This window comes from Blastococcus sp. TF02-8 (assembly GCF_003319175.1).
Classification (GTDB): Bacteria; Actinomycetota; Actinomycetes; order Mycobacteriales; family Geodermatophilaceae; genus Blastococcus.
Map to the genome: position 1 here is coordinate 23,467 of NZ_QOHK01000002.1, position 12,171 is coordinate 35,637.

The following is a 12,171-nucleotide window of genomic DNA, read 5'->3' on the forward strand; positions in this document are numbered from 1 at the left end:
CGAAAGGCTGCCTCAGGTGGCGGAGGCCGCCCGGCGCTGCAGCAACCGGGCCAGGACGTCGCCCAGCTCGTGCCCGGCGGCCTCGACGGCCATCGGGAACATCGAGGTCTCGGTGAGCCCCGGCGAGACGTTCACCTCGAGGAAGTGCACGACGCCGTCGGGAGTGACGATCGCGTCGGTACGCGAGATGTCGGCAAGACCCAGCGCTTCGTGCACCCGCACCGCCAGGGCCGCCGCGCGGGCCGCGACGTCCTCGGGCACCCGGGCCGGTGCGTGGTACTCGGTCAGCCCCGGCGTGTAGCGGGCGGTGTAGTCGAAGACCCCGGAGGCCGGCTCGATCTCGACCGCCGGGAGCGCCTGCGGCCCCTCCCCCAGGTCGACGACGGCGAGCGCCAGCTCCACGCCCTCGACGTAGCGCTCCACCATCACGGTGTCCCCGTAGGCGAAGCAGCTGACCATCGCCGCCGGGAGGTCCTCGACCCGGCTCACCTTCTGGACGCCCAGCGCGGAGCCTCCCGACGCCGGCTTGACCATGAGCGGCAGACCCAGCCGGGCCACCATCAGGTCCAGGACGGCGCCCGCCCCGAGCTCGCGGAAGGTGCTGTGCGGCAGGGCGACCCAGTCCGGCGTCGTCACACCCGCGGAGCGGACGACGGACTTGGCGGCCGGCTTGTCCCACGCCAGCCGGCAGGCGGCGGCCGGGGAACCGACGTAGGGGACACCGGCCAGGTCGAGCACGGCGCGCAGCGCCCCGTCCTCCCCCGTGGCGCCGTGCAGAGCGATGAAGACGGCGTCCGCCGGGGCGGCGGCCAGGCCGGGCAACAGCTCGGAGTCGGCGTCGCGCAGCTCGGCGTCCAGACCGGCTCGGGTGAGCTCTTCCACCACCTGCGTACCGGAGGAGAGACTGACCTCGCGCTCGAAGGCCAGCCCCCCGGCGAGGACGACGGCGCGCAGCGGGTGGGAGCGGGTCGCGGCTGCGGTGTCGGCTGCGGGCGCGGTCTCGCTCATCGGCCGTCCTCGTAGGTGTCGCTGTTGGCCGGGCCGACCATCGACTCGGCGTCGTGACCGGAGCCCGCCGGGATGGCCCGGAAGGTACCGGTGTCGACCTTGTCGAAGGTGGAGTGCAGGTCCAGTTCCGCCTCGATCACCCGGGCCAGCCGGCGGACGCCCTCGCGGATCTGGTCGGGCTCGGGGTAGCAGTAGGACAGGCGCATGAACTCGCGGCCGTTGCCGTCGGCGAAGAAGCCGATCCCCGGCACGTAGGCGACGTGCGCGTTCACCGCGCGCGGCTGCATCAGCTTGGCGTCCAGGCCGTGCGGGAGCTTCAGCCACACGTAGAAGCCGCCCTTGGGTTGCGTCCAGACCGTGCCCGCAGGCATCAGCGCCGTCAGCGATTCCAGGGTCGCATCACGCCGCTCGCGGTACAGCTCGGCGAAGACCTTGATCTGCTCGCGCCACGGCTGGGTGTCCAGGTACCGCGCGACCGCGTACTGGGTGAGCGACGGCGGGCAGAGGACCTGGGCCTCGGTGGCCAGCACGAGCTTCTCGCGCACGGCGAGCGGGGCCAGCACCCAGCCCACGCGCAGTCCCGGGGAGAAGGTCTTGGAGAACGAGCCCAGGTAGATGACCCGCTGGTTGTTGCGGGCCCGCAGCGCCCGGATCGGCTCCTGCTCGAAACCGAGCAGGCCGTAGGGGTTGTCCTCGATGATCAGCAGGTCGTGCCGCTCCGCGATGGCCATGACCGCCTCGCGGCGGGCCTCGGAGAGGGTGACGCCGGCCGGGTTGTGGAAGTTCGGCACGGTGTAGAGGAACTTGACCCGCTCGTTGTTGGCCCGGCAGTCGGCCAGGGCCTCCTCCAGCGCCTCGGGGATCAGCCCGTCGTCGTCCATGGCGACGTGCCGGACCCGGGCCTGGGCGGCCTGGAAGACGCCGAGCGCGCCGACGTAGGACGGCCCCTCGGCCAGGATCACGTCACCGGGGTCGCAGAAGACGCGGGTCACCAGGTCCAGCCCCTGCTGGGACCCGACGGTCACCACGACCTCGCTGGGCGAGGCGTCGGTGATGCCCTCGAGGGCCATGACGTCGCAGATCCGCTCGCGGAGCCGGGGGTCGCCCTGACCCGACCCGTACTGCAGGGTCTGGGCGCCCATGCCGGTGACGAGCTCGCCGATCATCGACCCGACGGCGTCCAGCGGCAGCGCGGTGACCGCCGGCATGCCACCGGCCAGGGAGACCACCTCGGGGCGGCTCACCACGGAGAACAGCGCGCGGATCTCCGACGCCTGCATCCCGTGCGTGCGTGCTGCGTACCGGTCGGCCAGGGGGTCCAGCCGCGGGTGACGCGGGACGACGTGGGGCTGCGCACCGGTGCTCAGGTGCGCGCCCGGCTGACCGGGACCGGCAGGAGTGCCGGGCGGGAGGGTGGCCACCTTGAGCAGTGTATGCCCGGGCGGAACCGGCTCAGACGCGCGTGGGCAGCTGGAAGGTCCCGGTGGGGGGATCGGCCTCCGCGGGGAGGTAGAGGCGCTGCACGGCGGCCAGGACGGCGTGGGCCATGGCGCTGCGCACCCGGGCGTCCAGCAGCAGGAGCCGGTCGACCGGGTGGGAGAGGTACCCGCAGTCGAGGCGGACCGCCGGCATGCGGGTCATCCGGAGCAGGTCCCACGTCTTGGGGTGGGAGCCGAGGTCCAGCATCCCGGTGCGCGCCACCACCTCGCGACGGACGAGCTGGGCGAACTCCTCCCCCACCGTCGAGGAGGCTCCCGAGCCGGTGCCGTAGTAGTAGCTGGCCACACCGCGGGCGTGCTCGGAGTCGTGCGCGTCCAGGTGCAAGGAGATGAACAGGTCGGCGCGGGCGTCGTTGGCGAACGCGGTCCGCTCGGCCAGCGCGGGGTTCTGCGAGCGCCCGCGGGTGAGGTAGACCGTCGCGCCGGCGGCGGCCAGGCGGCCCTCGATGCGCGACGCGAGGTCGAAGACGAGATCGGCCTCGGTGGTCTCGCCGGAGGTGTTGCCGGGGTCGGAGCCGCCGTGCCCGGCGTCCACGACGATCCGCCGGCCGATCAGGTGCGGGCCGCTCTCGACGAAGGACGCGCTCTGCCGCAGCAGCTGAGGGCGACCGCCGGTGACCTTGCGGCCGAGCTGGCGCAGGGCGCGCAGGGTGGCCGGCCCGCAGGTGCCGTCGGAGGTGAGCCCGTAGTCCCGCTGGAACGCGCGCAGACCGGCCTCGGTCTCGGGGCCGAGGATGCCGTCGGCCCGGCCTGCGTCGTACCCGAGCTCGAGCAGTCGCTCCTGCAGGTTGGTGACGTCGTCGCCGCGCATGGGTCGCTCGGGGTCGAAGCGCAGCAGCCGGTCGCCCAGCGACCAGCGGGCCTCGCTGAGCGCCCGGTAGGTCTCCTCGCCGACCCGGCCGTCGACCGAGAGGCCGCGGACCTGCTGGAAGTGCCGGACAGCGAGCTCGGTGGCGTCGTCGTACTCGGCGGTCTCCAGCGCCGGCTCGGCGCCGTCGGCCGCGACCGCCGGCAGGAGGCCCAGGCTGCGGAGGGCGGCGTGGACGTCGGCCACGGCCGGCCCACGGTCTCCCCGCCTCAGGATCTGCATGCGGCTGTCGGTTCCCATCGTGTCACCGATTGTGGTCCCTCGGTCCGGGCGCGGCCCACCGGGGGCTGCCCCGCTCCCCCGAGGACGACGGAGGCCCCACCCGTCCGGTGGACGGCTGGGGCCTCTCGCCTACGCAGAGTCACCCGGATCGCGGGGTGACGAGCCGCGGTTCGGCTCAGATGTAGTCGGCGAGGTCGCTCAGGATGGCGCCCTTGGGCTTCGCGCCGATGATGCTCTTGACCGGCTTGCCGCCCTGGAAGACCGTCATGGTCGGGATCGACATGACCTGGTAGTCGCGGGCGATCTGCGGGTTCTCGTCGATGTTCAGCTTGGCGATGGTCAGCTTCTCGCCGTGCTCCGACGCGATCTCCTCCAGCACGGGGGCGACCATCTTGCACGGTCCGCACCACTCGGCCCAGAAGTCGACGAGCACGGGCTTGTCGCTGCCCAGCACGTCGGTGGCGAAGGTGGCGTCGGTGACCGTCACGGTGTTGCCTGCCATGGTCGTTCTCCCTCTCGGTCGTCCTGGCTCGTTGTGCCCACCGGTCCAACCGGGGGCACCGTCGTTCTATTTCGCGGGTCGGCGCCCGCTCAGCGCTCGTCGAAGGTGTCGGCGAGCCAGCGCTCGGCGTCGATGGCTGCGGCGGCGCCGGTGCCGGCCGAGGTGATGGCCTGGCGGTAGATGTGGTCGACGACGTCACCGCAGGCGAACACGCCCTCGACGCTGGTGCGGGTGGTGGGGTGCTCGACGACGACGTACCCCTCGTCGTCCAGCTTCAGCTGGCCGGCGAACAGCTCGCTGCGGGGGTCGTGCCCGATCGCCACGAACAGCCCGGTCACCGGCACGGTCTCGGTCGAACCGCTGTCGGTGTCGGTCAGCTGGACGGCGGAGACGGTGTTCTCCCCCAGGACGTCGGTGACCTGCTTGCCCAGTGCCCAGCGGATCTTCTCGTTGTCCTGCGCCCGCTTGACCATGATCTTGGAGGCGCGCAGCTCCTGGCGGCGGTGGACGACGGTCACGCTCTTGGCGAACCGGGTGAGGAAGGTGGCCTCCTCCATCGCCGAGTCGCCTCCTCCGACGACCACGATGTCCTGGTCCCGGAAGAAGAAGCCGTCGCAGGTCGCGCAGGCGGAGACGCCGCGGCCGAGCAGTCGCTGCTCGTTGTCCAGCCCCAGGTACCGGTACTTCGACCCGGTGGCCACGATGACGGCGTGGGCGCGGTGCACCGTGTCGCCGACCTTGACGATCTTGGGCGTGGCGGTGAGGTCCACCTCGGTGACGTCGGCGGGCACGAGCTCGGCACCGAACTTCTCCGCCTGGGTCCGCATGTCGTCCATCAGCTGGGGACCCTGGATGCCCTCGGGGAACCCGGGGAAGTTCTCCACCTCGGTGGTCGTCATCAGCGCGCCGCCGAACTGCGACCCCTCGAAGACCAGGGGGTGCAGGTTGGCGCGGGCGGCGTACGTCGCCGCCGTGTACCCGGCGGGACCGGAGCCGATGATGATCAGGTCGCGGATGCCGTCGTGCTCGGCCGGCGGGATGACCGGGTCCACGATCTCCTCGGTCGTCACGGCGGGGCCCGGCGTCGGGTTGTTCTCGGTGCTCGCGCTCACGGGGTCCACAACCCAGATGGTAGGGGCGGCATTCCGCCCTCACCCGTCCCGGGGAGGGGGCGCGCTCAGCCGGCGGTGCGGATCGCGACCTCGCCGAGCTGGGCGGAGAAGCCGTCGGTGCCGTCGACCAGTCCGGTGACCCAGACGAGCACGTAGCGCGCGGGAACGCCCTTGTCGAAGGCGAGGTCGGTGCTCGCGCCGAGGGTGCCGTCGGCGGCGAGGGTGAAGTCGTCCAGTGCCTCGCCGGCCTTCTCGCTCGTGCGGATCTCGACGGTCGCGCCGGGCACGGGAGAGGCGACGGTGACCCCGGAGACCGACTGGGAGCTGCCCAGGTCGTAGAGGACGCCGACGCCCGGCTTGAGGTTCCCGAAGGCGGGGGAGCCGCGGTACACCAGGGTGGACCAGGAGGTGGCCGGGTCCCCGTCGTAGGAGAGCGGCACGTCCTTGTCGTTCTCCGGTTCGCCGTCGCCGTAGGGGTCGAAGACCGCGGCCGCGCTGATCGTGGCCGTCGGGCCGCCGGCCGGTGCGGAGGAGTCGCCCGCGGGGGCGCTGACCGACGGCGTCGAACCCTGGGTGTCGTCCACCGAGCCGGTGACCGACAGGACGCTCGAGCCGAACCAGAAGGCCAGCCCGATCACGACCGCCAGCGCCAGCAGCGGGAGCCCGACGATCACCAGGCGGTGCCGCCGGGCGCCGTCCTCCTCGTCCGCGTCGCGGTAGGCGTCGGGGACGTCGTACTCGCCCGTTCCGCCGGCCCCGTCGGAGAGCACGTCGAACGGCTCGTCCTCCGCCACCCGCTCGTCCGCGTGCCGTCCGGCCACCGAGGCGCCGCGGCCGACAGCCGAGGCGTCGATCGTGTCCCCGCCCAGCGCGCCGGCGGGCAGGGGGCCCTGACCCGTGGCGGGCCGGACCGGCGGCAGCGGCGGCACCGGCGGGAGGGTGCCCGGCTCCAGCTTCTGCGGGGCCTCGTCCTCCGGCTCGGTCCGGCGGTCGCGCAGCTTCCACCGTCGGCCCTCGTCCTCCCCCCGGCCGGAGACCGAGGAGGTGGGGCCGGTGCGTGGCCGCTCGGCCAGCAGTGCGGCCATCGCGGCGACGCTGGACAGCCCCTGGCCGGGGTCGGAGGAGCGGGCCCGCCGCGCCAGGGCCACGAGGTCGGAGGGGCCGTTCAGCGGTTGCGCGCCCGGGCCCGTACCGGTGAGGCAGGCCTCCAGCAGCAGGCCGAGCGCCGTGACGTCGCCGTCGAAGGTGCCGGCGGCCGCGGGGACCGCCCGCAGACCGACGAGCCCGTTGGGCCGCAGCACCACGTTGTCCAGGGTCAGCCCGCCGACGGCCAGCCCGGCCCGGTGGGCCTCGGCGACGCCCTCGGCCAGGCGGCGCAGGACGAGCCGGACCTCGCGCTCGGGCATCGGGCCGGACCGCAGCCGATCGGCCAGGGTCTCGCCGTCGATCCACTCGTTGACGACGTAGGCCGCGCCGCCCGGGGTGGCGTCGTCACCGGCCCGGCCCTCGGAGGCGTCGTAGACCATCGCCAGCGCGGGGGTGGCCAGGCCGCCGGCGGTCAGCGCCCGGGTGATCCAGGTGTGCGCGGCAGGGCCGGCGGGGGTGTGCACGCGGACCGCGACATCGCGGTTGAGCACGCGGTCCTTGGCTCGCCAGCACTGGATGACGCCGGTCGGCGTCGTCTCGTCGGGGCCGATCTGGTCCAGCGGCCGGTAACGGTCGGGCAGTCCGGTGGTCGTGGACGCCATCGACACTGTCGACTCCCTGTGCTGCTCCGGCCGCCGGGGCGGCTGCTCCGGCACGGTCGGCTCCTGCGGGCGGCTCACGGTCGGCCCCGTCCCAGCCGGGCCCTGACCGCAGCCAGGGGCTCCCGGACCTCCGGAACACGGGCCACCACGAGACCGACCACCGCGACGCCGCCGATGACCACGGTACCGATCAGCACCTGCAGGAGCGACCCTGTGAAGGAGCGTCCGCCCAGGTCGGAGGTCACGATCCGGACAAGGAGGCCTGCGAGGGCGGCCGCCACGGCCACCAGCGTGACGCGGAGCACGGGAAGCAGCGTCTCACCGGTGCGCATCCCGCCGAGCCGCCGGCGCAGCGCGACGTCGCCGATCACCCAGCCGGCGACGTAGGTGACGCTGGTGACGAGCATCAGCCCCGCGACGACCTGCTCCGGCCCGACGACGGCGGGGACGAGCAGCAGCAGCGGTACGCGCACCGCCACCATGCCCACCTGGATCAGGGTGGGGGTGCGGGCGTCCTTCATCGCGTAGAAGACGCGCAGCTGCAGGAGCGTCACGGCCATGGGCAGCAGACCGAAGGCGCCCACGGCGAGGGCGGTGCCGATGCCCTCCGCCTCGTCCACCGACGTGTTCCCCCGGGCGAAGGCGAGCACTCCCAGCGGAGCGCCCAGCACGACCAGGACCGCGGTGACCGGCAGCAGCCCGAGGGCGGAGAGCCGGGTGCCCAGCGACAGGTCGGAGACCACGGCGGGCACGTCGTGCCGGGCGGCCGCGCGGCTCATCCGCGGCAGCAGCGCGGTCAGCAGGGCGACGCCGATGATCCCGTAGGGCATCTGGAAGAGCAGGCTGGCGTTGGCGAAGGCGAGCGACCCCAGGCCGCCGGAGCGGCCGGCCCCGTTGGCGATCCGCATCGCCACGGCGACGCCGACCGCGCTCACCGCCGAGTAGGCGACCACCCACAGGCCGAGGGTCCCCGCCTCGCGCAGGCCGGTGTCCTTGAGTCCCCACCGGGGGCGCAGCGGCACACCGACCCTGCGGAGCAGCGGGAGCAGCACGACGGCCTGCAGGGCGATGCCCAGGGTGGTGCCGATGCCCAGGAGCCACACCTGACCGGGGGTGATGGTGGCGGGGGTGAGGTCGCCGGGGCCGGCGGCGGCCAGGAAGAGCAATCCGGTGGCGATGACGACGACGTTGTTCAGCACCGGCGCCCATGCCGGCGGGCCGAACACCCCGCGGGAGTTGAGGATGGCCTGGGCCAGGGCGCCGACGCCGTAGAACACGATCTCGACCAGCAGCAGGCGGGCCAGCCAGTTCGCCAGCCGCACCTGCTCCGGGTCGTCCACGATGCCGTAGAGCCGGGTAAGCAGCGGCGCGGCCAGCACCGCGAGCGCCGTCACGACCACGAGCCCGGAGACGGCGATCGTGGCGAGCCGTTGCGCGTACGCGGTGCCGCCGTCGCGGTCGCGCTCCTGGGCGTGGACCAGCAGCGGCACCACCACGGAGGCGAGCACCCCGCCGAGGAGCAGCTCGTAGACGATGTTGGGCAGCGTGTTGGCGGTGTTGTAGGCATCGCCCACGGCCGCGACGCCGAGCGCCGCGGCCAGCACCATGGTGCGCAGCAGGCCGGTGATGCGGGAGACCAGGGTCGCCACCGCCATCGTGCCGGCGGCGCGGAGGATCCCCCCGCTCGCCCCCGCGGTGCCCTCGCGCTGCTCGACGTCCTCGTCGGTGTCGTGGGCGGCCCGTGGCACCGGCGGGAGCACGGTGATGGGGAAGACCTGCGTCTCGTCCGCCGCGGGCACCCAGCGGTGGCGCAGCGGGGGGAGGGGCGGGAGCGGCGCGGCCGGCCGCGGCGGCCGGGGAGCCGGCGCGGGGCGCGCCGACGCCGGCGGTGGCACCGGTCGGGGGGTGTCCGCGTCGACGGGGCCGGAACCGGGGCCGGGGCCAGAGGCCGCGGGCTGCCCCTCGACCTGCGGGTGCGGGGCCACGACGGCGTCCCGCGGCGGCGTCGCGAGGTAGGGCGCAGGCGGCAGGGGGCGACCCGTGCGCCGGGCGGGAGCGGGTCGCGCCGGGGGCGGGGGAGGCATGCGGACCGGCCGCGGCCGGCGCTCGTCCTCGGGAGGGCCGGGCCGGTCGCGCTCGTCATCGCCGGTGTCGGGGCGGTCGGTCACTTCGGGACGGTCGCTCACACCGGGCTCCGGGTGGGCGGCGCGGACAGGCCGGGCGGGGGGACCTCGGCGGCGGCCGCGCTCCGCCGGCGGCGACGCAGGAGGTTCACGAACCGGCGCAGGAACAGGAGGGCGAGGAGTGAGGCGGCGCCGATGGTGATCGACAGCGAGATGGGGCCGTAGGCGGTGCTCTTCACCTGCATGTCGACCTGCTGGCCCAGCGGCGTGCCCGAGGGCGTCGTCACCATCGCGGTGACCGCGAACCCGCCGGACTGCCGGACGTCGGTGGGCACCTCGAGGATCGTGCGCTCCGCCGGGGCGAGCGTCTGCGCACCGATGTCGCCGATGGACAACCCACGGCTGCCCCGGGTGCGCACCTGCAGCAGCACCTGCACGGCGAAGGGCAGGTCGTTGTCGACGGTGAGGACGAGGGGGGCGGTGCTGGAGGCCAGGCTGTAGGTGCCGTCGGCCGGCGCGACGACGGTGACCCGGCTGCGCAGCCGCTCGACGGCCCTGCGTGCCGCGGTGGCGGCGGCCCGGAACCCCTCGGGGTCGCCGGACCACAGCACCGAGGCGGTGCGCGCGATGCCGGCGTCGTAGGCCTGCAGGGCGGTCCCGGCGTCGCCCACGACCGCGCCGGCGAGGTCGTCGCGCGCGGCGACGGCCGCGGCGAGGGTGGCCGTCCCCTCGGGGTCGAGCCGTCGCACGTCGGGCGGGCCGGTGAGGCCGCCGGCGTCGGCGGTGGGCACGGCACCGAGCCCCTGCAACGTCTCGGGTCGCAGCCACGGCAGGCCCGCGGTGTCGGCCATCATCGCCCCGGCGCCCTCCGGGCCGGAGCGGACGTCCCGTGGTGGGGCCACGAGCAGGGTCTGCTGGCTACCCGGTGGTGACTGGAGGGTCAGCGCCGCAAGCTCGGCCAGGTAGCGCTGCTCGGCGAGCCGGGGACCGCCGGGGGTGTCCTCCGCGCCGCCGACGACGGCGGTGAGGGCCGGGTCCGCGACCAGGACGTCGACCGTCCCACCCTCGACCGGCACCGTGGTGTGCGCGACCGCGTCCGAGCCGTCCCGGCCGACGGCGGAGTCGCCCTCGGTGAGGGCGTCGCCGGCGAGCACCACGCGGTCGATCCCGCCGTCGTGCAGGACCTCCAGGCTGGGCTGCTCGAAACCGCCGTCCGCGGCCCAGGCCAGGTCGGTCACCGGGTCGACGTCCAGCACGTCGTTCAGGATCTCCGCGCCCGCCCCGGTGGTGCGCGGCTCCGTGTCCTCGGGGGCGGGGGCGTCCCCCGTGGGCGTGGCCGGCTGCGGAGCGGCGCCGGGCGGGTCCTGGGCGGTGCCGTCGGGAGAGCCCGGGAGGCTCCGGGAGAGGACGTCGGCGAGCCCTGCGCCCAGCAGGGTGTCGGCATCCACGTCCCCGTAGGGCAGCGCCACGACCGGGTGCCGGTCGGCGACCGCGCGCAGCCGATCGAGGTAGGCCTTCGCCTGCTCGGTGCCGGTTCCCGCGCCCGCGTCCCCGGCGACCGCGTACGGGCCGTCTGCCATGATCGCCAGCTCCTCCACGAGGGCGGGATCGATGGCCAGGGTCACGGAGAGGGCAGGTGCTCCCCCGTCGGCCCCGGCGGGCAGGCGCTCGACGACGGCGAGCGCGCGGTCGAGGCGGCCGCCCTCGGCGACGGCGTCGGCGAGCCCGTCGTCGGCGAAGCCGCCCGCGGGCGTGCGGTGGCTGCGCTCGGAGAGCGGCCACAACCAGGCGACGGCGGTGCTGGTCGGCGGCTGGACCTGCTGCTGGATGAGGAAGGTCGACAGCTCACCGACGCGGCGCTCCTGGTCGCCGTCCACGGTGCCGTTGACGTTCAGGAGCGCGGGGTAGACGCCGTCCCGGTCCAGTCGCAGCTCGTCGGACGGGACCGTGTAGTTGAAGTCGGTGCTGCTGCCGGGGGCGAGTTCGTCCTGGAGGGGGCTGAAGGAGGCGAGCACCGTGGTGGCCGGATCGGGATCGGCGACCGCCTCGGCGAGCTCCGACCGGTTCGTGCGGACCTCGCCGCGCTGCAGCCGCACGGAGAGGTCGCTGATGGGCTGGGACCCGGTGTTCGTCAGCCTGCCCGTCACGGTGATCAGCGATCCCGGGGTGACGGTTCGGGGCTCGAAGCGGCCCACGTCGATCCTCACCGGACGCTCGGCGTCGACGGTCCCGTCCGGGGCGGCCGGGAGTGGCGGCGCGGCCGACGCCGGGGCGGGGAGCAGAGGCGCGAGGGTCAGGGCGCCGGCGACGAGAGGGACGAGCGCGGCGACGCGCCGGGAGGCACCCGGCCGGGATGCGTCGGCGGCGGGGCGGCCGCCGGCGCGGGCGGCAGCCGGCCGCGTCACGCGCTGTCGGCCAGGAGTCCGGGAGCGCGCTCCACGAGTGCCCGCTCGTCGGCGTAGGCCAGCCGGGTGCTGAGCTCCTCGAGGGGCACCCAGGCCACCTCGGTGACCTCGACGTCGGCGTCGGAGAGGGCGCCACCCACGGCGCGGAGCAGGAAGTGGTGCACCGTCTTGTGCACGCGGCGCCCGTCGGCGACGAACCAGAAGTCGATGATGCCGAGCGGCGCGACGACCTCGCCGAGGATCCCGGTCTCCTCCTCGACCTCGCGGACGGCGGTGTCCTCCGGGGTCTCACCGGCCTCGATGTGGCCCTTCGGCAGGGACCAGAGCAGGCGACCGCGGCGGTCGGTGCGCCCGATCAGGGCGGCACGGGGCCCGGTCACCCCGTCGTCGGCGACCACCAGGCCCCCGGCTGAGGTCTCGTCGACCCGGCGCAACCGGCGGCCCGGGCGCCCTCGCCCGCCCGTCCCAGCCATGTCGAGAGGGTAGCGCGCGTCCGGCGACAGCTCCGGGAGCATCGCAGCGAGCAGAAGGACCCCGTTGCCCCCCGCGGCTCGCAGGCTCACCGCGGGACCCTGCAACGCGGCCGGCGGGAGCATCGCAGCGAGCAGAAGGACCCCGTTGCCCCCCGCGGCTCGCAGGCCCACCGCGGGGCCCTGCAACGCGGCCGCCGGGAACATGCCCACA

Annotated in this window: 9 protein-coding genes; all 9 read right to left on the minus strand. The window is 74.7% G+C overall.

The window, feature by feature from the left end:
• Positions 1-12 precede the first annotated feature (12 nt).
• Positions 13-1,008 carry a D-alanine--D-alanine ligase gene (locus tag DQ237_RS04210; RefSeq protein ID WP_113797548.1) on the minus strand — a complete coding sequence of 332 codons (996 nt, stop codon included), beginning with the start codon at positions 1,006-1,008 and terminating at the stop codon, positions 13-15.
• Entirely contained in the window at positions 1,005-2,429 is a 1,425-nt protein-coding gene (locus DQ237_RS04215; RefSeq protein ID WP_240619398.1) for a PLP-dependent aminotransferase family protein, read from the minus strand. Before DQ237_RS04215 ends, DQ237_RS04210 begins: the two co-directional genes overlap by 4 nt.
• 31 nt (positions 2,430-2,460) lie before the next feature.
• Positions 2,461-3,615, minus strand: a complete 1,155-nt coding sequence (locus DQ237_RS04220) for an N-acetylmuramoyl-L-alanine amidase (protein ID WP_240619399.1) — start codon at positions 3,613-3,615, stop codon at positions 2,461-2,463.
• Between the two features lie 157 nt (positions 3,616-3,772).
• Positions 3,773-4,099, minus strand: coding sequence for a thioredoxin (gene trxA, locus DQ237_RS04225; protein WP_113797550.1), 327 nt, complete (start codon positions 4,097-4,099; stop codon positions 3,773-3,775).
• A gap of 89 nt (positions 4,100-4,188) precedes the next feature.
• Positions 4,189-5,169 carry a thioredoxin-disulfide reductase gene (gene trxB / locus DQ237_RS04230; protein WP_113798468.1) on the minus strand — a complete coding sequence of 327 codons (981 nt, stop codon included), beginning with the start codon at positions 5,167-5,169 and terminating at the stop codon, positions 4,189-4,191.
• Between the two features lie 107 nt (positions 5,170-5,276).
• Positions 5,277-6,959, minus strand: coding sequence for a protein kinase family protein (locus DQ237_RS04235; protein ID WP_166509492.1), 1,683 nt, complete (start codon positions 6,957-6,959; stop codon positions 5,277-5,279).
• Positions 6,960-7,033: 74 nt separating this feature from the next.
• Complete coding sequence (gene murJ, locus DQ237_RS04240) at positions 7,034-9,127, minus strand: murein biosynthesis integral membrane protein MurJ (protein WP_240619401.1); 2,094 nt, start codon at positions 9,125-9,127, stop codon at positions 7,034-7,036.
• Positions 9,128-9,141: 14 nt separating this feature from the next.
• Entirely contained in the window at positions 9,142-11,487 is a 2,346-nt protein-coding gene (locus tag DQ237_RS19595) for a DUF6049 family protein (RefSeq protein WP_166509493.1), read from the minus strand.
• The gene (locus tag DQ237_RS04250) at positions 11,484-11,960 is read right to left on the minus strand and encodes an NUDIX hydrolase (RefSeq protein ID WP_113798474.1); all 477 of its coding nucleotides are present in this window, start codon (positions 11,958-11,960) and stop codon (positions 11,484-11,486) included. Before DQ237_RS04250 ends, DQ237_RS19595 begins: the two co-directional genes overlap by 4 nt.
• Positions 11,961-12,171 lie beyond the last annotated feature (211 nt).